Here is a 22,199-nt window from a genome sequence, read left to right as displayed (position 1 = left end):
ATATGAACATCCCGTTAAAGGGGCTTTACAATGGCTAACACTCTCTCACAACCGTTTTAACACATCGCCTAAACCGCACAAAGATAGAAATAGTATCTCGAAATAAAAAATAAGAGCTGTGAACATAAAATAAGCGCGTTAAATCTCTCAATAATCATTGATTTTCGCTTAACTTTGCAAATGCGCAGAGCAGTATAATAACAAACATTCTCAATTAATCTCGATAAATAAGATGAAACACTACATTCTTCTGATATACTTCCTCGCTTTTTCCCTCGCTACGGAGGCGAATACAGCAGTGAAAGATTCACTGTCGGGGGCTTTGTCGTCCGCCTCCTCCTCCTTGCAAAAACTGGAAACCATGACTAATCTGATGGATATTTCACGGCAGGAGGAACAGGTTAAATATGCGAAACAACTCTATCAGCTCGCCCTCGAAGAAGACGAAGACTATTATAAGGAAGCGGCCTTGACCGAGATCTTGCGCTTTTACGTGAATACCGATGCCAAAGACAGCGCAAAGGTGTATCTCGCCGAAGCCGAACGGGAACTGAAAGGGAAAGCACGCGATTACCTCGTCACGTACATGAAGACGATCATGGACGTCCGCGTAGTCTATTACACCAAAGGCGAGGACCGGATGAAACTGATCGAAAAATACAAACTCCGCCTTGAAACGGAAAAGGACATGTCGGTTCTCGACAAAATAGCGAACAACTATCTCCTCGGTATGGCAAACAGCAACCGGGTCGATCCGAAAAACCAGGAGGCCATTTACAAAGAGGTCTGTTATTACATGAACAATGCGATCAAACTGTCGGAGAACATCCCGCTCCGCTATTCCTACCTGTTCCGCCTCAATACGCTCAGTATACTGAGCCTTATGGAAGCGACTCCCGAAGATCGGGTGAAAGTCTCCCTCCGCTACCTGAACATACAAAAGGAATACGCGGCCACAAAAGAGATGAAAAAACGGCCGTACACAAGCAAACGGCACCTGCTCAACGCCTACTCCACTTTGGCAACCGCAACTGAAACAGTCGGGAAAGATATGGCAACCTACTATTTCAACTACTTCATCGACCTGAACAGGAAATATCCCGAAGATGCCGGATTCTCCGCCGAATATGACCGCTATTTCACTTCGCTCAACTATTATAAGTCGATACGGGACTTCCAGAAAGCGGCAGATTACAACGATTCGGTCATCCACTATTTCCGCCACGGTGATTTCCAGTTCGACCTGACCGAAAACATCGTCCTGACCCTAAAAGACAAAATCGACTGCCTCGACAGCCTCCACAGGTACAAAGACGCCTATGAAGCCTATAAGGAATATACCGTACTCCTGGATTCCGCACGCACGCGAAGCATGGAAAACAAAGTCGAAGACCTGGAGATCAAAAAGAACGTGGACGAGCTGGTGGTCGAGAAAAAGGCGCTCGAAGTAGACCTTCAAAAGAGCCGGAGCCAGCTCTATCTATTCCTTGCGTTGCTCATCCTCTCGATCTGCTTCGGAATCTTCATCTTCTTCCGTTTAGGTAAGATCAAATCGCTGTACGAAAAGTTGCAGGAATCGAACCGGTTGGTCATCATCGCCAGTGAAAAGGCGCAGGAAAGCGAGCGGATGAAGAACGCCTTTATCAAGAACATGTGCCACGAAGTGCGCACGCCGCTAAATGCGATCAACGGCTTTGCCGAACTGATCACCGGCGACGGCGTAAGCCCGGAGGAAAAAAAGGAATTCAGCAAGATCATCTATACGAACTGCAACAACATCACCTCCATGATGAACGATGTGCTGGTAATCGCCCAACTGGACAGCAGCAACGAGGTCCTCCCGCTGGAACCGGTCCACATCGACCTGCTTTGCCACCACGAGATGAACCTGTTGAAAAAATTGCAGCAGAAACCGGATATTCATTACCAGGTCGAAGGCGACAAGAGCAATGACCTGATCTATTCGGACGCGAATCATTTCGGTATTATCATCTCCCATCTGCTGAACAACGCGAACAAGTTCACGAACCGGGGAAGTATCACGCTCTCTTACCAGACCGAAGAAGAGGGAAAGATAATGTGCATAAGCGTTACCGACACAGGATGCGGAATCCCGGCAGACAAGAGCGAATGGATTTTCGAACGTTTCACCAAGAACGACGACTTCATCCCCGGTTCGGGCCTCGGCCTCTACCTCTGCCGCCTCATCACCCAACGCCTCAACGGGACCCTCAAGCTGGACACCAGTTACACCGGGGGAGCCCGGTTCGTACTGCGGTTACCGGTAAATCCCTATAAATAATAAAAAGGTTCTTATTTTAGCAGATTTGAAACTAAATGTACCACTAAAGAACCAGGTTCGCGGATGACGCGGATCGGGCGGATTTTAACGGATAAAATAATTAAAATCCGCTTTAATCCGCTTTAATCCGTTTCATCCGCGAACCTGGTTCTTCAATGTTTCAAATATTCTTAGATGCAAACCTTTTCCCGATATAAGGCAATTCGCTCAACGGGAGATCGCGTTTAATGATGATTGCCAGGAAAATCAGGAGCAGGACCGTGCGATAGCCCAAGCGGAGGATTTCCGAATCGATCCGGGGCAACATCCCCGCGAGATAGAAAACGGTTGCCAGTATGCCGTAAAGTATCGCCGACTTTATATCGTAGCGGATCGGGAACTTCTTCTGCCCGATCACATAAGAAAGGATCATCATCAGCAGGTTGCTGGCAAAGGAAGCCCAGGCACACGCCATATACCCGTAAACCGGCGCCAGCAGCACGATCATCAACACCGTCACCACGCAACCGATCGTCGAGAAGTAGGCTCCCCACTGCGTCTGGTCGATCAGCTTATACCAGAACGACAGGTTGAAATAGATACCGAAAAACAGTTCCCCCAGCATCACGATCGGCACGACACGCAATCCGGGATAATACTTGGCGTCCACAAAATATTTCAGTATATCCAGATAATACATCACGCCCAAAAAGATAATCAGCGAAAAGATGATGAAATACTTCATTGCTTCCGAATAGGCCTTCGTATTATCGTCATCCTTATTCTTGGCAAAGATAAAAGGTTCATAGGCATACCGGAATGCCTGGATAAACATCACCATCACCACCGCCACCTTGAAACAGGCTCCGTAAATTCCCAACTGGGTAGCCGCATAGTCCTTATCTTCGAACAGGAAAGGGAACAGAATCTTATCCGCCGTCTGGTTGAAAATCCCGGCAATCCCTAAGATCAGGATCGGGAACGAGTATCTCAACATCTGTTTCAGCAATACGAAACTGGCTTTCTCGCGCAGTCCGGGTATCATATCCGGCACCAAAAGCAAGAATGTCACCACCGAAGTAACTACATTGGCGACAAAGATATACTCCACCTGGTAACCGGGCACATACAACCAGCCGATCGATCCCGGCGCATGCTCATACAGCCACGGGCAAGCGATCAGGAAGAATATCACCAATACGATATTCAGGAATATATTCAACAGCTTGATCGCCGCAAAGCGAACCGCCTTCCCCTGATACCGGAGGAAAGCAAACGGAATGCAACAGAAAGCATCCACCGCCACGATCCCCGCCATCATCCCGATATATTCAGGGTGCGCACCATATCCTAAGAAGTTACTGACCGGAGTCAGCGCACTGAACACAAACACCATAAACAGGACGGAAGTGAATGCCAGACTGAACAACGTCGTCGCGTAGACCCGCATCGGGAGCTTGATCTCCTTCTTGTTCATAAACCGGAAAAAGCCGGTCTCCATCCCATACGTCAAGATCACCATCAACAAGGCTGTCCAGGCATACAGATTCGTCACGATCCCGAAATCGCTCTCGGTAGCCAGCACACGCGTGTACATCGGCACCAGCATCCAGTTCAGAAACTTCCCGACAATACTGCTGACACCATAAATTGCGGTCTCCCCTGCGAGCCGCTTCATTCCTCCTGCCATAACTTAACAATTTATATCTGCAATAACATATTTCTGGCCCTTTCCCGATTTTATGAAATAATGATATAACGCCATAAAATCAAGGCTTTTAAATTAAGTATAAACAACAAAACATCAAAAAAGAAATATTTTCTGGCCCTTTTCTGGCCCTTTTCTAATTCTTTCCTTTGAGTGAAGCTTCTTTCATCACATTCAATCCAATATTCATCGCTTTTTGTAAAATCTTGACATTTTCTTCGTAAGCCGGACTCAGTATATAATAAGTACCTTTAGCCCGTCCTTTAGCCTGTAGCCATTTACGTTCCAACAACTTTTCCACCATTTTACGAATTTGTTTCCTTGTCAATCTGCCTTCAAACAAACAAACCATATCTCCCATTCTGATTTTTTCATATTTTTCCAAATAAGATCTGACAACATTGAATACCTGATCTTCATCCCAATCCGTACGTTTTACATATTCGGCTTGCTGATCCGTAAAAACATAATAATCCTTAGCCAATAGATAATAAATACCACTCGTATGCCCTTTCTTTTCTATCAACTTGCGTTGTTGCAACGATAATAATGCCTGTTTGTCCAACTCGCTCCTCTTCACTCCCCGTTTTATCTGTTCAAGTGTTACAATTTCGAAAACGGACAGTTTTCTATCATCAGGTAAAGTGGACTGAACCGATTCAAGAAACAAAGCAAAAGCTTGATCCTCAATAATGGAAGAAAGACTTAAATAGACATTGAAATGATCAGATTTCGAATAATCCGGAAGTTTTTTACCCTCTGACAGAGTATTATAGAATATTTTGTCGATTCCTTGCCCGGAACGTTCAACCACTCCTGTCTTCTGCAAAACATCTGCCAATAAACGATTTCGAGGAGTACTCGGCACAATCAATAAGTTATCAATCGTTACCCCAATCGGAAAACTACCCGGGTTAACAATATCCAATCTTTTGGGATATTGCTTTATGACAATCTCTCCATTCCTTCTATAATCACGGTGAGCAATCGCATTATTAACAGATTCGCGAATAACCTCCTCGTTAAAAAAAGGAATATTAAAAATATAAGCTCCTTCCTGAACCGGAACACTTCCATTCCTCAAATCAATCATTTGCCACAGTTCATCTATCAACAGAAAAAAAGATTTACGGAAAGATAAACGATTATCAAAATGGATTTGCGACTCTGTATTACGATATTCCAACATGACGGCACATTGAGGTAGATATTTTTTTATAATATCTTCTTTTCCCAACAAAATCAAGGCAGCATTGGTCAACTTGCCCTCTCTAATCAGATCCAAATCAATTAATATCTGACGATCGGAAAGTGTTCGAAATCGAGGATTATTCTGTTTTATCGCATACTTTTCTTTCATCACCGCCAACGCCTGCCGATCCAAATCGGAAATGGTAAGTTCCTTACAAATTTGTTGAGAAAAATCAGGTTCTTGTTCCTGCAAGATCTTCAAAAGATGCTCATCCGACATCGGTTTCAACTCTTCACCGACACGCATCAAAGTAACATCTTCAAATTTGAAAACCCGTCCAGCCGGTCTCCCAGGAATCTCAATGACCAAAACTCGTTTCCCATCCTCATAAAGTTCATAAATAGTCGTACGAATAGACGTATCACGATAAATACGGGCTTCCAATTCACCGATTTCACCTTCACACTGCTTAGTCCCTATAACTTTATGAGGGAACTTATCGTGCATACCGATCACCAAATGCCCTCCACCTTCATTACATAAGGCTGTAACATATCCCAAAATACAACGTCTCCTTTCGGATGGTTCTGTTTTAGAACCTCCGTTATAGGCAATGTTTCCTCCTTCACCCTTTTTAAATTCAACGTGATCTTCGGATTCCTTCAACGACTTCAGTTGTTCTATCGTCACCATAATCAATCACAAAATAAAAAACCTTGTTCGCTCCCCTTGTTACGTCCCAGATGGGTATAAGCCAACTCCGTCACCTCGCGGCCGCGGGGCGTACGTTTGATAAAGCCTTCTTTGATAAGGAAAGGCTCGTAGACCTCTTCCAGCGTTCCGGGATCTTCTCCCAGGGCAGTCGCGATAGTCGTCAATCCTACCGGTCCGCCGTTAAATTTGTCGATGATAGTCGTCAGCAACTTATTGTCGATCTGATCCAGGCCGTAGCGGTCGATGTTCAGTGCCTCCAGCGCATAGCAAGAAATCGCCTTGTCGATCTCTCCGGACCCTTTCACCTGTGCGAAATCACGCACGCGACGCAGCAACGCGTTCGCTATACGGGGCGTACCACGGCTACGGGAAGCGATCTCGCGTGCCGCATTCAGTTCGCATTTCACATTCAGGATATCGGCACTGCGCAACACGATCTTCGTCAGCGTCTCCACCTCGTAATATTCGAGGTGCATATTGATCCCGAACCGCGCCCTGAGCGGACTTGTCAGCAAACCACTACGAGTCGTCGCCCCCACCAGCGTGAACGGAGCCAGGTCGATCTGGATGGAACGGGCGCTCGGCCCTTTATCGATCATGATATCGATCCGGTAATCTTCCATCGCCGAATACAGGTACTCCTCCACAATCGGGCTCAAGCGGTGGATCTCGTCGATAAAAAGAACATCGTTCTTCTCCAGCGAAGTCAGCACTCCCGCCAGATCGCCCGGTTTATCCAGCACCGGCCCGGAAGTCACCTTGAAGCCGACTCCCAATTCATTCGCTATAATATTGGATAATGTAGTCTTTCCCAATCCGGGAGGCCCGTGCAGCAGCACATGGTCGAGCGCCTCCTTACGCATCCGGGCCGCCATCACGAAAATCTTCAGGTTCTCGACCACTTTGGCCTGTCCGCTGAAGTCATGAAACGAAAGCGGACGAAGCGCATTCTCGTACTCCCGCTCGCTCTCCGGAACCCGTGCATCCCTTATATCAAATTCATCTTCCATATTCTTATTACTTTGACAGGCAAAGATAATAAGAATTGCCGGGTTCTGAACTTGTGGAGATACTTGTTACAAGAAATAAGCCCGATCTTTCTTCACAAATCGCACATTACGATATGCAATTTTTAGCAAAAGCTGCACAATAGAACATGCAATTTACTATCTTTGTGGCAAAGAAAAACTTAAAAGAGAACAATGATGCAGAACTTATATAGAAACTTTCGTCTTCAATTAGAACTGACATCTACTGATTTCATTCGCTTCCTGCACGATAAAATCGCCTGGGACAGCAGATTAATAGCCATTGTCGGCTCCAGAGGAGTAGGCAAAACGACGTTATTGCTTCAACACATCAAAAAGTACGAAAAACCTGAAGATGTACTCTATATCACAGCCGATGATTTCTATTTCACCAATCATCGCCTTTTCGATTTAGCCTACCGGTTTTACACACAAGGCGGGAAAAAACTTTTTATTGATGAAATACATAAATACAAAGGATGGTCAACCGAGATAAAAAACATCTACGACCAGTTACCCGGCCTCCATGTCGTTTACACAGGATCGTCTATTCTGGATTTAGAAAAAGGAGGTGCAGACTTGAGTCGAAGGAAAGTGGAGTATCACTTGCCCGGTCTCTCTTTTAGAGAATACATCAATCTTACCCAAGGCTGGCAATTGCCAGCCTATCCGTTATCCGACATAGTAGCCGGGAAAGTACAGTTCCCATACGAAAAGGAACGTCCTCTTAAACTTTTCAAAAGCTATCTGCAAGCTGGCTATTATCCTTTTTTCACAGAAACGGAGTATCGCCTGCGATTAAGCAATGTCGTGAAACTCATGGTAGAAACCGACATACCTCAATTTGCCGAAATGAATGTAGCATCAGCTTTTAAACTGAAAAAGTTGCTTTATGCCCTTGCCCAAAGCGTACCATTCAAGCCTAATTATACCAAATTGGAACGCGACCTGGAAATCAGCCGGAACACATTGCCCGACTATCTGCTCTACTTGGAAAAGGCCGGACTCATCAACCTGCTTCGCGAAAAGGCGAATGGCATAAAAGTACTGGAAAAGATAGACAAAATCTATCTCAACAATACAGACATCGCCTACATGTTATCCGACACGACTCCGGATATAGGCAATATCCGTGAAACCGTCTTCTTTACTTGGATGCGTGTAGGGCATTTCATCACCTCATCCCCTATAAGCGACTTTGAAATTGACGGACGCACTTTCGAAGTCGGCGGACGAAATAAAAAAAAGGCACAAATAAAAAATGCAGTTGAAGGATATATAGTAAAAGACGACATGGAATATGCCTACCAAAACGAAATTCCTTTATGGATGTTCGGCTTCATTTACTAATGGAAATCGGGACAAAGATAGAAACTTGCAGATCACGTGTCCACCCCGATTTCATATAAGGGACTCCTTTCATTACATTGCAAGTACCCTGTTTGTATGTCAGAGCCAGATCGAAGTATTTGAAAGCATAGGCGGCTTTGACGACGACCGGCACGTCAAAGGCAGATTTGATTGTCTTCCCAATCATAATATTATCCTTAAAATGGAGAGTAGGCTCAACTCCCGCTCCTACCTTCAACCCCCCGATCAGATTATAATTCAGAACTCCGTTCAAAGCCATGTAATTTCTTGCAAACTTACTTTTGTAGCCTTTAACGGGAGTCGCTTTATTGCCAACCGAGGCAATTTCTCCCCGCTTCTGCCCATATAATAAGGCTGCATCCACCGATAAACGATGCTTCAATTCGATTTGCAACTGATATCCCACATGGAAAGAAGGTTTCATATCCGGTATATTAAACCCGACTTTGCCTTTAGACATCGCCTCATCCTTATACCAATCCATTGAAACACCCCCTATTATCCCACTTCTCACTTTCCCATTTTGTGCGGAAACAGATAAACACACTAAACTCAACAATAAAAACATCACACTCTTTTTCATATCAACTCTCTTTTTATTGGTTTGACTTTGTTGATATGACAGGGAAAATGGGAAAAACCCCTATCCACGAATAAAGATTCTACTACTAACTATACGGCAGTTTCCTTTTTATCTCCGGTAAATCATATCATTTAGTCAGGGAATGAAATATTCCTGTTTTTCAGCCACTCATCAAATTCGTTTCCAACAATCTTTTCACCTGTCAAGCCATCCGCATACGAAGATGCCAGGAATAAAACCGGCTTGTTCATAACATCCGCTTTTAATATGGGAATGTTGTGCTGACTAAATAAATCTCTCATTGCATCCGTTGTCATTCCCGTATCGGTCACTCCGCCGGGACAAATCACATTGACCATAATGCCCAGATCACGAAGGTCTTCCGAAAGAATCTGTGACATTGTTTCTGCTGCCGCCCTCGAAGGTCCGTATGGAATCATTCCTTTCCGAACCATCGTACTGGTACTTGTAGAAACATTTACTACTTTTCCTTTTCCATTTCTAACCATTATCGGAATAAAAGCACGGGAAACCAGAAAATATCCGGTAAAGTTGGTTTCTACAATCGCATTAAATGTGGAAACAGGTATATCATAGAGCTGAAGTCCTAACTCCATGCCAGGAGCATTATTGCCGATGCCGGCATTATTAATAAGCATATTCAAGTGATCGAAATGCTCACCGAACCAAGTGGCGGCTGCGTTCACCGAATTTTCATCCCGAACATCGAGCGCAACAGCATGAACATCATATCCTTCTTTTGCCAGCTTTTCATAGGCATTATCTAATTTTGCTCCTGCTCTTGCTGCAATAACAACAGTTGCTCCATGCGACAGCAATTCTTTTGCCATTTCAAAGCCCATACCGCTGGAACTACCGGTAACAAACGCTGTAAATCCGTTTAGATTTATATTCATAATATTATAATTTTCTTTCTTATTATTGTGACAAACTGTTTATCCGGATATATGCCGGACTTGCTCAGTCTCTCACTTCAACTGATTCAACAAACTTCAGCAGTAAAACGGCCTGTTCCGCATGAAATGAAAGTTGGTCGAACAGTTTATGCGCTTTTAGCATCTCAATAGCAGCTTCAGCCGTAACGATTCCTTGTTCATAAAGCCGGATTGTCGCATACAACTGGTCGTTTGCAACAGGCCCCATTATCAAATCATAGCCACCTGCTTCTTTGCCTCTACGGTTATTGACCACAAACTCCAGCCATTCTTTTGTTGCACCTGTAAACCGAAGAACAGAGTATTCCTTATCGAGAATATTATCGGGAACCTCATAAACAGAAACGATCGCTTTTTCACTCTGTTCTCTATTCTTTTTCAGTAATGCCCATTTTTTTGCTTGTTCGAAATTGGTTGTCGTATAGAATCCTTTTCCAAAGTCCGTAGTTTTCCGTCCTTTTCGTATGCTTGGCCGTTTCACGGTTACTGTTGATCCATGATATAGTCTCATTTCTTTTTATGAATATAGGTCGTTATAGTATCTAATATATATTCTGTGTCTTGGGTATGAAGCATTTCAAAATTTTCATCCAAAAAATCAAAGACTTTATATTTGGAAAACAGTAACAAAGTTTCTGCCGCACTTCGTTTCTTTGCCTCCCTGTAATTTTCAATACAAAACATCTTGAAAAGCAAAACCTTCGTATCATCGTTTTGCTGTCGCTTTTCTTCAGTTTTTTCCTTTTCCAGTGTATCATAAAGCGATAACGTACTTGAATACCATAGTTTCGTTTTCTCATCCGACAGCAATTTGTACAATTTGGAAGAATAAATATAATACAGCGCATCTTCCAAAGACAGCACCTTTTTCTTCATAACCAATTCAACCAGTTCACGCATTACGAATGGGAGCATGGCCGAGTCAAGTCCTCCTTGATTTGTTTCCATTTTATCGTTTTACTTTTTGCAAACTTACATAAAAAACATCGTTTTACATACCTGCAAGAGTCTTTTTAACTCGAAGAGGAAATATTCTTAAAACTAAACTTTTTGTCATACTTAGCTTATTGTATCGTTTTCCCAAATACCCGTTGGTCCAAATCGAAACAATAGCGCATGAAATTTGATTTTATACCCCATATATTTCAAATTTTCCGCAAGGGTAATATTTTTTAAGAAACAAGATATTTGACAAAGTTTTGAATATTAGCGAGATACAAATATCCGTCTTTTAGGAGGGGTTATTGTAGTTTCATCATACATGAACTTGCGTAGAATATGCCGCTTTTCGGCTGTTGCAAGCTCCTTTTTCTACACGACAGCGAGCGTAGGTAACAAAATAGAATATCCCGGCATGATTACCCTGAAATTTTTATTTTCACAACCCTATATTTGAAAAAATTTTACATACTTTTGTAGAGCCATTTCAATATTATAATATTCTATAGCCATGAATACAAAATTTTTACTGTCTTCCGATAATAACAACCGCAGCGAACTTCTAAAAAAGAAGATCATCCACTATTATATTGCCAATGGCGATGCGACCATTGCCGATCTGGGCCGTGAAATGGACCTGAGTATTCCGACCGTCACCAAACTGGTCGCCGAGCTTCAGGATGACGGCTATATCCTGGACTTCGGAAAACAGGAAACCAGCGGAGGACGCAAACCGAACATTTATGGCCTCAATCCGGCATCCGGATATTTCGTGGGAGTCGATATGCTGAAAGACAAACTGAACATCGCAGCGATCGATTTCAAGGGCGACAAGGTACAACTCGAAGAAAACATCCCCTACCAATTCGAAAATACGCCTGCCTCACTGGAGCAGTTTTGCCAGATGATTGACGATTTCATCGTTTCATTGCCAGTCGAACGGAAGAAGATTTTGGCGATCGGAGTCAACATCACCGGCCGCGTGAATCCGACATCGGGCTATAGCTACAGCATTTTCTATTTCGAAGAGAAACCCCTTGCCCAGATTCTCGAAGAACGGTTGCAGGCGAAGGTTTTCATTGAGAACGACAGCCGGGCCATGACCTACGGCGAATATATGAAAGGAGCCGTGCAGGGAGAAAAGAACATCCTGTTCGTCAATATGGCGTGGGGGCTGGGACTGGGCATCATCATCGACGGTAATTTATACTACGGGAAATCCGGCTTTTCCGGGGAGTTCGGACATTTCTGCATGTTCGAGAACGAAGTGCTGTGCCATTGCGGCAAGAAAGGCTGTCTCGAAACAGAGGCTTCCGGATCGGCTTTCCACCGCATCCTGATGGAACGTCACCGGGAAGGCAGCAACACCATACTCGCCCGGAAGCTGGACAACGGAGAGGAAATCTCGCTCGACGACCTGCTCGAGGCGGTACGGAAAGAAGATGTGCTCTGTATCGAGATTCTGGAAACAATGGGGCTAAATTTAGGGAAAGGCATTGCCGGTCTGATGAACATCTTCAATCCGGAACTGGTCATACTGGGCGGAACGCTTTCACTGGCAGGCGAGTATATCAGCCTGCCGATCAAGAGCGCCATCCGTAAATATTCGCTCAACCTGGTCAACCAGGACACGGAAATCAGAATATCCAAATTAGGGGAAAGGGCAGGCGCATTCGGAGCCTGCCTCTTATCGAGAAGCAAGCTGCTCGGCATGATACATTATTAAAAGTAAAACACATTAAATCGCACAGATAATGGAAAAGATTAAAGGCTTAATTGATGCACCTTTCACACCGTTCTACGAAAACGGGGAAGTAAATTACGAACCGATAGAAGCATATGCCAAGCTTCTGGTCAAAAACGGTTTAAAGGGAGTGTTTATCAACGGATCTTCGGGAGAAGGCTATATGCTGACCGACGAAGAACGCATGAAACTGGCCGAAAGATGGGTAGAAGTGGCACCTTCAGGATTCAAGGTCATCGTACACGTAGGCAGCACCTGCGTAAAAGCGAGCCACAAGCTGGCTGCGCATGCCCAAAAGATCGGAGCCTGGGGAATCGGAGCCATGGCCTCGCCTTTCCCGAAAGTGAACCGGATAGAAGAACTGGTGAAATACTGCGAAGAAATCGCTTCCGGCGCACCCGGACTTCCTTTCTATTACTATCATATCCCGGCTTTCAACGGCGCTTTCCTGCCGATGGTCGAACTGCTGAAAGCGGTGGACGGGCGTATCCCGAACTTCGCCGGCATCAAATATACATACGAAAGCCTGTACGAATACAACCAGTGCCGCTTGTATAAAGACGGCAAATTCGATATGCTTCACGGACAGGACGAAACAATCCTTCCATGCCTGGCAATGGGCGGCGCACAAGGCGGCATCGGCGGAACGACCAACTACAACGGCAAAGAGCTGACCGGGATACTCGAAGCCTGGGCCGCCGGAGACCTCGAAACGGCACGCGAACGCCAGAACTTCTCACAGGAAGTGATCAACGTAATCTGCCATTATCGCGGCAATATCGTGGGCGGCAAGCGGATCATGAAGCTGATCGGACTTGATTTAGGTAAAAACCGGACGCCGTTCCAGAATATGACGGATGCGGAAGAGGCCGCCATGAAAGCGGAACTCGAAGCCATTCATTTCTTCGACAGATGCAATAAATTCTAAATCCATAAACGCCATGAACGACACGACAAAACCGTCCGAATACCTGGAGTATTGGGGCGAAAAATACAAAAACGATTTACTGACCGACATTCTGCCTTTCTGGCTGAAATACGGTATCGATCATGAGAACGGAGGCTACTTCACCTGTTTGGACCGAGACGGCTCGCTGCTGGACACGAACAAGTCGGTTTGGTTCCAGGGACGGTTCGCCTTTATTCTCGCTTATGCTTACAACAACCTCGAAAAACGGGCCGAATGGCTGGAAGCTTGTAAAAACGGGATCGACTTTATCGAGAAATATTGTTTCGATATCGACGGCCGCATGTTTTACGAGGTGACGAAAACAGGAACTCCCGTACGAAAACGCCGATATGTATTTTCCGAAACGTTTGCCGCAATCGCCATGGCTCAGTATTCGATCGCTTCGGGTGACAAGAGCTATGCTGAAAAAGCGGTCAAGCTGTTCAAACAGATTCTCTATTACAAAAACACACCGGGCGCATTAGAGCCCAAATTCAGAGAAGGATTCGTTGCAAAAGGGCATTCCTTTTGCATGATCCTGATCGATACTGCCGCCCGCATCCGGGAGGCAGTAGACGATCCTGTCCTGACACGTCAGATCGACGAGTCGATAGCCGAACTACGTCGTGATTTCATGAAGCCGGAGTTTAAGGCCATCCTCGAAACGGTCGGGCCGAACGGCGAATTTATCGATTCGATTCCCGGCCGGACCATCAATCCGGGCCATTCCATCGAAACGGCATGGTTCATCCTCGAAGAGGCCAAGCACCGGAACTGGGACCCGCAGCTGAAGCAGATGGGGCTCACGATCCTGGACTGGTCCTGGGAATGGGGCTGGGACAAAACACATGGCGGAATCACCTATTTCAGGGATTGCAAGAACCGTCCGCAGCAGGAATACTGGCACGACATGAAGTTCTGGTGGCCGCAGTGCGAAGCCATCATCGCCACGCTGTATGCTTATGAAGCGACAGGCGACCCGAAATACCTCGAAATGCACAAACTGATCAACGAATACACTTACGCCCGTTTCCCGGACAAGGAATACGGCGAATGGTTCGGCTATTTCCATTACGACGGGACGCTCTCGCAACCGGCAAAGGGGAACATGTACAAAGGTCCGTTCCACATCCCCCGGATGCTTCTGAAATGTAATCTTTTATGTAAGGAAATTCTTTCAGGGCTATGATAAACAATCGGAAATATTACCCTTGGATCGTTGTCGCCCTGCTTTGGGGCGTGGCTTTGTTAAACTACATGGACAGACAGATGCTTTCGACCATGAAGTCTGCCATGATGATCGATATTACCGAACTGGAATCTGCCACGAACTTCGGGCGCCTGATGGCGGTGTTCCTGTGGATATACGGCCTGATGAGCCCCGTCGCCGGTATGGTCGCCGACCGGATCAACCGGAAATGGCTGATCGTGGGCAGTCTCTTCGTCTGGTCGTTCGTTACGCTGATGATGGGATATTCGACTGATTTCAATCAGATTTACATTCTCCGCGCCATCATGGGAGTCAGCGAGGCATTGTATATCCCTGCCGGACTTTCGCTGATCACGGATTACCACCAGGAAAAGACGCGGTCATTAGCGGTCGGCATCCATATGACCGGGCTTTACACCGGACAGGCATTGGGCGGTTTCGGAGCAACGATCGCAGGAGCCTACAGTTGGGAAACGACATTCCACTGGTTCGGGATTATCGGGATCGCGTACAGTCTTGTATTGATCCTGTTCCTGAAAGAGAAAAAAGACCATACGGTCGCCAAACCGGATTCGGAACCCGGACCGAAAGAGAGTCCGGTGAAAGCGGCGATAAAGGGAATGGGGATGTTGTTCGTCAACATTTCATTCTGGATCATCCTGCTCTACTTCGCCACTTCGAGCTTGCCGGGTTGGGCGACTAAAAACTGGCTGCCGACTTTGTTCTCGGAGAATTTGTCCATCGATATGTCGGAAGCCGGACCATTGTCCACCTTCACGATCGCGATTTCTTCCTTCATCGGGGTGATTGCAGGCGGTATCTTATCCGACAAATGGATTCAGCGCAATGTACGGGGACGCATTTATACCGGTTCCATCGGGCTTGCCCTGACCATTCCGGCACTGCTGCTGTTAGGGTTCGGCACGAGTTTCGCGATGATTATCGGCGGCGGACTTTGTTTCGGTATCGGTTTCGGCATTTTCGATGCCAACAACATGCCGATCCTCTGCCAGTTCGTATCGCCACGCTACCGGGCGACCGCCTACGGCATCATGAACATGACCGGGGTATTTGCCGGGGCGATCATCACAAAACTGTTGGGCGAATCGACGGACGCCGGCAACTTAGGACATGATTTCGCGATGATGGCCGGCTTGGTATTCGTCGCCTTGGTGGTGGAAGTCATCTTCTTACGCCCGAAAACAGTCAACATGACCGATAAATAATTAAAATAAAAACATCATGAGAAAGATCCTTTTCTATTTCAGCCTCCTTCTCTTCCTGCAAACGGCCTTTGCAGCCGATAGCTTATTTGTCAGAAAGCCGCAGATCCCGATACTGATCGACCGGACAGACAATATCCTGGTGGAAATGCGCATACAGGCACACAAAGGAGACGTACTCAACAAGCTTTCCCTGCAATTCGAAAAGGGGATCGACCTGAACGACATAAAGGCTTTACGTCTTTTCTATAGCGGAACGGAGGCGACTTCCCGGCAGGGAAAGCATTACCGTCCGGTTGCCTACATTTCCAGCCATGCGGAAGGCAAGACAAAGGTTGCCAATCCCGCCTACTCCGTGAAGCAGAGTGAGGTGACGGATATCGCCAATGTCGTGACCTTCACCAGCAGCCAGCCGATGGTGGAAGGAATCAACTATTACTGGGTCAGCATCGAGATGAAGTCTGAGGCTTCCCTGCTGACTACCTTCACCGTCCAGATGCCGATGGCGGAAATCAATAACATGCCGGCGGCAATCGTGTGGGACGGCAAACCGGATGTCCGCCGCATGGGAATCGGTGTCCGCCACGCCGGTGACGACGGGGCTTCGGCCTACCGTATTCCGGGGCTGGTAACGACCAACAACGGGACGCTTCTGGGCGTGTACGATATCCGCTACAACAGCAGTGTGGACCTGCAGGAAATGGTCGACATAGGGATAAGCCGCAGCACCGACAAGGGACAGACCTGGGAGCCGATGCGCGTGGCGATGACGTTCGGCGAAACGGGCGGCCTGCCTCACGCACAGAATGGCGTGGGCGACCCGTCTATCCTGGTGGATGAAAAGACAAATACGATCTGGATCGTTGCCGCCTGGACGCACGGCATGGGAAACGGACGTGCCTGGTGGAACTCCATGCCGGGCATGGAACCGGACAATACAGCGCAACTGATGCTTGTCAAAAGCGAAGATGACGGCAAGACCTGGAGCCGGCCGATCAACATCACCTCTCAGGTGAAAGATCCTTCTTGGTACTTCCTGTTGCAGGGACCGGGACGGGGCATCACGATGAAAGACGGGACGCTGGTTTTCCCGATCCAGTTCATCGATTCCACCCGCGTACCGAATGCCGGCATCATGTACAGCAAAGACCGGGGAAGCACCTGGCATCTGCATAACCTGGCACGCACGAACACGACCGAGGCGCAGGTTGCCGAAATCGAACCGGGCGTCCTGATGCTGAACATGCGTGACAACCGGGGAGGCAGTCGCGCCGTGGCCATCACCCGCGACCTGGGCAAGACCTGGCACGAACATCCGTCCAGCCGCAGCGCCCTGCAGGAACCGGTTTGTATGGCAAGCCTCATCCACGTGGATGCCAAAGACAACATAACAGGAAAAGACCTGCTGATCTTCTCCAACCCGAACACGACGAAGGGACGTAACCATATCACCATAAAGGTAAGTACGGACGGAGGCATGACCTGGCCGCTCTCCAACCAGGTGACATTAGACGAAGAGGAAGGCTGGGGCTATTCCTGCCTGTCCATGATCGACAAGGAGACGGTCGGCATCTTCTACGAATCGAGCGTCGCCCATATGACTTTCCAGGCCGTCAAGCTGACCGACCTGGTCAAATAATCCGGCATGAAACGCATACTGTTCATATTGATAAGTTTATATGTAGGGATATTGGTTGCCTGTGCAGCCGGTATCCCTCATTTGCTTCCCTGGCCGCAGAAAGAGGCTTGGAACGGAGAAAAGTTTCCCTATAGAGAAACTTTTGTTTCCCTTGCGGAAAACTTTTGTTCCATAGGCATGAAACAACCGACAGGTACCATCCAAGCGCAAAAGATCAAGGTAGCCTGTATCGGTAACAGTGTAACGTACGGTCACGGAATCGAGGACCGCGAAAAGAACAGTTATCCCGCCCAGCTCCAACGGATGTTGGGCAACGGATACGAAGTCGCCAATTTCGGAAAAAGCGGGGCGACGCTATTGCGAAGGGGACACCGTCCCTACAACGAGCAGGAGGAATGCAAGGCGGCACTCGACTTTGCCGCCGACCGGGTCGTCATCCATCTCGGGCTGAACGACACCGATCCGCGCGACTGGCCGAATTACCGGGATGACTTCACGAAGGATTATCTGGCCCTGATCGATGCTTTCCGGCAAGCGAATCCGAAATGTGAAATATGGATCTGCCGCCTGACGCCGATCTCCCACCGCCACACGCGCTTCAAATCGGGCACACGCGACTGGTACTGGCAGATACAACAAAACATCGAAGAAATCGCAGCACTCGCCCATACCGGGCTGATCGACCTGCAAGCGGGACTGTACGACCGCCCCGACCTCTTGTCCGACGCCTTGCATCCCACAGCCGAAGGGGCCGGAATCATCGCACGGACAGTCTGCCGGACATTGACCGGAGATTACGGAGGTCTTCAAATGCCCGTGACCTATTCGGACAATATGGTACTCCAACGGGAGAAACCGCTCCGGATAGCCGGGACAGCCAATGCCGGGGAAAAAGTGACGGTCGGCATCGCCGGACAGAAAGGCGAAACGGTAACAGCTTCGGACGGGAAATGGTCGGTCACCCTGCCGCCGATGAAGGCAGGAGGACCGTACACGTTGAGTATCTCCGCCGCATCCGGAAGACTGGATTATACAAATGTCCTGATCGGCGAAGTATGGCTTTGCTCCGGCCAGTCGAATATGGCGTTCCAGGTCAGCAGTGCCATCGACAGCCAACGAAAGGCTTTTCTGGAATTTGCCGCCGGGAAACCGCAAATCCGCCTTTTCGATATGAAGCCCCGGTGGGCGACAAGTGCGGTGGAATGGGACATTTCGACACTGGACTCCCTCAACAGGCTCCAATATTATCGGGACACCGAATGGAAGGAATGCAACGAAGAGACGGCGAACCGTTTCTCCGCCGTGGCCTTTGCGTTCGGGCAGATGTTGTCAGACAGCTTGCAGGTCCCGGTCGGACTGATCCTGAACGCCATAGGCGGTTCGCCGGCGGAAGCCTGGATAGACCGCAAGACGTTGGAACTCGAGTTTCCCGACATCCTCTACGACTGGAAACAGAATGATTTCATTCAAGGCTGGGCACGGGAACGCGCCGCCCTCAATCTCCGCAAATCGGCGAACAAACAGCAACGGCATCCCTACGAGCCTTGCTACTTATACGAGTCCGGCATCCGGCCGCTCGAAAAGTTCCCGATACGGGGGATCATCTGGTATCAGGGAGAATCGAACGCCCACAATATGGAAGCGCATGAGAGACTGTTCCATCTGCTGACAAAAAACTGGCGGGAGAACTGGGCGGAAGAATTGCCTTTCTATTATGTGCAACTATCCAGCATCGACCGTCCCGGCTGGCCCTGGTTCCGGGACAGCCAACGCCGGATGCTCCGGTCGATCCCCAACAGCGGCATGGCGGTCAGCAGCGACCACGGCGACTCCCTGGATGTCCACCCGCGCCACAAACGGGAGATAGGGGAACGCCTCGCTCACTGGGCGCTCAACAAGACCTACGGGCACGAGGTCCTGCCTTCCGGCCCTCTCTACCGCTCGGCGACATTCAAGGACGGCGCCGCCTATGTCACATTCGATTACGGAAAAGGCATGCACAGTTCCGACGGCGACCGGCTGCGTACTTTCGAGATAGCCGAACACGATGGTTTATTCGTCCCCGCAGAGGCACAGATCATCGATGGAAAGACCGTAAAAGTATGGAGCGGACAGATCCGGAACCCGAAATTCGTCCGTTACGGCTGGCAACCTTTCACCCGTGCCAATTTAGTGAACGAAGCGGAGCTACCGGCTTCGACATTCCGTTCGGAAGCGGCTCCGGTCAGCTGGTTCCGGTTGCCCGACCTGCCCGGCACTGAAAAGGATCCGGCATTGGGCGTATCGGCTCCGTTTACGGGCATCAGTGGCGACAAGCTATTGGTGGCCGGAGGGTGCAACTTTCCCGACAAACCGGCGGCCGAAGGGGGTACAAAAGAATACTACAGCGATATATACGCATTAGATATGGCTGACCGATCCCCCGCCGAATGGAGAAGGATCGGCAGACTGCCGTTGCCGCTTGCCTACGGGGCATCGGTCACAACCCCCGAAGGGATCGTTTGGATCGGAGGAAACAACCGGCAAGGAGCTTCCAAACAGGTTTTTTTCCTGAATTGGGACAGGGAAAAGCAGCAATTGCATATCTCCGAACTGCCGTCACTCCCTATGCCGATGGATAACCTGTCGGCCGCATACGCCGGCGGTTGCCTGTATGTCGCCGGGGGGAACGGCGAGCTGCGAGCGACAATAGGTAAGGGCGGTTCGCAAACCGTCCCAACAAACCTGCTCTTTTCATTGCAGCTAACGCCGTCACCTCAAAAGGAATGGGTGCGGCTACCGGATTTTCCCGGGCCTGCCCGCGTACAGCCCGTCCTGGCAGCCCAGCAATCCGGGGACGGCGTACGGCTCTATCTGGCCGGTGGTTTCCAGCCGGCATCCGCCCGTCAGGAAGCCATTGTCTGTACAGACATGCTTTCTTATCATCCGGAGACAAAACAGTGGAGAGACGAAGGATCCTTGCCTTCTTTAGCAGACGGTTCCCACCGTACCGTTACGGGAGGCTGCGCCGTCGCATCGGGCGATAGCTCCATCCTGCTGGCAGGAGGCGTGAACTACGACCGTTTCCGTGACGCTCTTAACCGCCCTCAACCGGATTATCTGCTGCATCCTGCCGACTGGTATAAGTTCAACACCTCCCTGCTACAATACAACACTTTCACAAAGCGCTGGACCCACTTAGGCGACTACGAAGAACCGGCACGTGCCGGCGCCGGCATCGCAAACAATGCCAACACGGTAATCATAATTGGCGGAGAACTAAAGCCGGGCATCCGCACGCCGGAGGTCAATGCTTTTGAACTGACGCTCCCCTGATTCACACCAAAGCCAGTTTACGGATGTCCGCATCCCAACGCGGTTCGGAATAAATCAGCGCAACAGCTTCGGCGGGGGTAGAGGCGACCACCCAAAGCCCTGCATGTTGCGGGCGCATGAAATGCTCGTCGACGGCTCTTCGGAACATCTCCAAAAGGGGATCGAAGTAGCCGTTTATATTCAGGATGACAATCGGGTTGAGATACAAACCTAACTGTTTCCAGGTGATGACTTCCAGCAACTCTTCGAGAGTGCCGCATCCGCCCGGAAGGGCGATCACGGCATCCGAGAGGTCGGCCATCCGTTGTTTGCGTTCGTGCATACTGTCGACTTCGACCAGATCGGTAAGCCCCTTGTGACACCAATCCTGTTCCACCATAAAACGGGGAATAACGCCCGTAACCGTTCCACCGGCAGCCAGCGTAGCATCCGACACGGCGCACATCAAGCCTGAATTGCCGGCCCCGTTGATCACCCGCAGGTTCCGTTCGCCTAACAGGCGTCCCAACTCGGTTGCCGCCTCCCGATAGGCAGGAGCGACTTGCGTGCTGGAGGCACAATACACACAAACAGAAGCGATCTTATTTCTTTCTTTTTCCATTACTCTTTTTTCTTGTTTATATCATACCCGAACAAGGCAAAATCACCCAAGCAGGGATCATCCGGGAAGATACGCGATAGGGCCTCGGTTATCTCAAGAGCCGTTTTCAGGGTGGCGGTTCGCTGCTGCGTCAAGCCGAGTTCCAATGAAATCTGGTGAACATGCGTGTCCAGCGGGATAATCAACTGGCGGGGATGAAAGGCGGTCTGCCAAATCCCGAAATCGACGATTCCATCGGTCCGGATCATCCAGCGGAGGAACATCGCCAAGCGTTTACAAGCAGAAGTACCACCCATCACCGGAATGCCCTTTATGCCGGAAAAGAGATCCTGTAACTTAAGAACCGGATTCGGATAGGGGCTTGCAGCCAATGCGTCTTCCAACGAATCATAGCGCCCATATATCTCTTTCAACCGGCCACAGAGGGCACGCAGGTCCGAATGCGTATAAAAGCGGTAAAACGTATCGCGCTTGCCGGCCGGGACCTCCGAAACCAGTTCCCGATACCGCCCGGACAATATCCACTCGTAAGGGCTTCCGCCCATCCGGCTATGCAACCAGTCCGCCTTGCGGAGGATCAACTCCCGGCGTCCATAGGAGATCCAGGAAGTGATAAAAGCGGATATTTCGATATCCTGTTTCCCTGCAAACCGATGGGGGAACTGAACCGGGTCATCGAGTATAAAAGACTTCACATTATAGGTTCCGGCCCATTCCTTCAATTTCGCTTTCAGTTGTTCGTCCAT

General features: G+C 48.7%; 17 protein-coding genes. 8 read left to right on the top strand and 9 right to left on the bottom strand.

The features are described 5' to 3' along the window. Positions 1-232: 232 nt before the first annotated feature. The gene (locus ACW6QF_RS03860) at positions 233-2,302 is read left to right on the top strand and encodes a sensor histidine kinase (RefSeq protein WP_298550990.1); all 2,070 of its coding nucleotides are present in this window, start codon (positions 233-235) and stop codon (positions 2,300-2,302) included. Between the two features lie 160 nt (positions 2,303-2,462). Here the strand turns inward: ACW6QF_RS03860 and ACW6QF_RS03855 are convergent, their stop codons facing one another. The 3 genes from ACW6QF_RS03855 to ruvB all read right to left on the bottom strand — a co-directional run bounded on the left by ACW6QF_RS03855 (position 2,463) and on the right by ruvB (position 6,905). Then, the gene (locus ACW6QF_RS03855; protein ID WP_456086889.1) at positions 2,463-3,971 is read right to left on the bottom strand and encodes a lipopolysaccharide biosynthesis protein; all 1,509 of its coding nucleotides are present in this window, start codon (positions 3,969-3,971) and stop codon (positions 2,463-2,465) included. Positions 3,972-4,125: 154 nt separating this feature from the next. Next, on the bottom strand, positions 4,126-5,874 hold the full coding sequence (locus ACW6QF_RS03850) for an ATP-binding protein (RefSeq protein ID WP_298550994.1): 1,749 nt from the start codon (positions 5,872-5,874) through the stop codon (positions 4,126-4,128). 2 nt (positions 5,875-5,876) lie between these two features. Beyond that, a complete protein-coding gene (gene ruvB, locus ACW6QF_RS03845) occupies positions 5,877-6,905 on the bottom strand; it encodes a Holliday junction branch migration DNA helicase RuvB (protein ID WP_298550995.1) in 1,029 nt (342 codons plus the stop codon). Between the two features lie 195 nt (positions 6,906-7,100). Here ruvB and ACW6QF_RS03840 point away from each other — a divergent pair, with 195 nt between their 5' ends. After that, a complete protein-coding gene (locus tag ACW6QF_RS03840; RefSeq protein WP_298551068.1) occupies positions 7,101-8,273 on the top strand; it encodes an ATP-binding protein in 1,173 nt (390 codons plus the stop codon). On the opposite strand, the gene ACW6QF_RS03835 is transcribed toward ACW6QF_RS03840, so the two are convergent. The 4 genes from ACW6QF_RS03835 to ACW6QF_RS03820 all read right to left on the bottom strand — a co-directional run bounded on the left by ACW6QF_RS03835 (position 8,263) and on the right by ACW6QF_RS03820 (position 10,781). Beyond that, entirely contained in the window at positions 8,263-8,778 is a 516-nt protein-coding gene (locus ACW6QF_RS03835) for a hypothetical protein (protein WP_308573245.1), read from the bottom strand. The two genes, ACW6QF_RS03840 and ACW6QF_RS03835, sit on opposite strands and share 11 nt — an antisense overlap. 230 nt (positions 8,779-9,008) lie before the next feature. Beyond that, complete coding sequence (locus tag ACW6QF_RS03830) at positions 9,009-9,794, bottom strand: SDR family NAD(P)-dependent oxidoreductase (protein ID WP_298550999.1); 786 nt, start codon at positions 9,792-9,794, stop codon at positions 9,009-9,011. A gap of 64 nt (positions 9,795-9,858) precedes the next feature. Continuing rightward, on the bottom strand, positions 9,859-10,344 hold the full coding sequence (locus ACW6QF_RS03825; RefSeq protein WP_298551001.1) for a DUF3990 domain-containing protein: 486 nt from the start codon (positions 10,342-10,344) through the stop codon (positions 9,859-9,861). Next, on the bottom strand, positions 10,341-10,781 hold the full coding sequence (locus ACW6QF_RS03820) for a DUF3791 domain-containing protein (RefSeq protein WP_298551003.1): 441 nt from the start codon (positions 10,779-10,781) through the stop codon (positions 10,341-10,343). The genes ACW6QF_RS03825 and ACW6QF_RS03820 overlap by 4 nt, the downstream gene beginning before the upstream one ends. Before the next feature lie 502 nt (positions 10,782-11,283). Here ACW6QF_RS03820 and ACW6QF_RS03815 point away from each other — a divergent pair. The 6 genes from ACW6QF_RS03815 (at position 11,284) to ACW6QF_RS03790 (ending at position 20,852) form a co-directional block, all read left to right on the top strand. Next, positions 11,284-12,498, top strand: coding sequence for an ROK family transcriptional regulator (locus tag ACW6QF_RS03815; RefSeq protein WP_298551005.1), 1,215 nt, complete (start codon positions 11,284-11,286; stop codon positions 12,496-12,498). A gap of 28 nt (positions 12,499-12,526) precedes the next feature. After that, positions 12,527-13,444 (top strand): dihydrodipicolinate synthase family protein, encoded by a 918-nt coding sequence (locus ACW6QF_RS03810; protein WP_298551007.1) that lies wholly within the window; start codon positions 12,527-12,529, stop codon positions 13,442-13,444. A gap of 13 nt (positions 13,445-13,457) precedes the next feature. Further along, positions 13,458-14,654 (top strand): AGE family epimerase/isomerase, encoded by a 1,197-nt coding sequence (locus tag ACW6QF_RS03805; RefSeq protein ID WP_456086888.1) that lies wholly within the window; start codon positions 13,458-13,460, stop codon positions 14,652-14,654. Further along, entirely contained in the window at positions 14,654-15,901 is a 1,248-nt protein-coding gene (locus tag ACW6QF_RS03800; protein WP_456086896.1) for an MFS transporter, read from the top strand. Before ACW6QF_RS03805 ends, ACW6QF_RS03800 begins: the two co-directional genes overlap by 1 nt. A 16-nt stretch (positions 15,902-15,917) precedes the next feature. Next, positions 15,918-17,537: a BNR-repeat neuraminidase N-terminal domain-containing protein gene (locus ACW6QF_RS03795; RefSeq protein WP_456086887.1), complete on the top strand. Its 1,620-nt coding sequence runs from the start codon at positions 15,918-15,920 to the stop codon at positions 17,535-17,537. A 177-nt stretch (positions 17,538-17,714) separates the two neighbouring features. Then, positions 17,715-20,852, top strand: a complete 3,138-nt coding sequence (locus tag ACW6QF_RS03790) for a cyclically-permuted mutarotase family protein (protein WP_456086895.1) — start codon at positions 17,715-17,717, stop codon at positions 20,850-20,852. A gap of 1 nt (position 20,853) precedes the next feature. On the opposite strand, the gene ACW6QF_RS03785 is transcribed toward ACW6QF_RS03790, so the two are convergent. After that, complete coding sequence (locus ACW6QF_RS03785) at positions 20,854-21,453, bottom strand: LOG family protein (protein ID WP_456086886.1); 600 nt, start codon at positions 21,451-21,453, stop codon at positions 20,854-20,856. Beyond that, a complete protein-coding gene (locus tag ACW6QF_RS03780) occupies positions 21,453-22,199 on the bottom strand; it encodes a TIGR02757 family protein (protein ID WP_456086885.1) in 747 nt (248 codons plus the stop codon). The genes ACW6QF_RS03785 and ACW6QF_RS03780 overlap by 1 nt, the downstream gene beginning before the upstream one ends.

The organism is Parabacteroides sp. (genome assembly GCF_977054455.1).
Note: the sequence above shows the minus strand (reverse complement) of the source record. Positions and strands in the feature narration are given on the sequence as shown.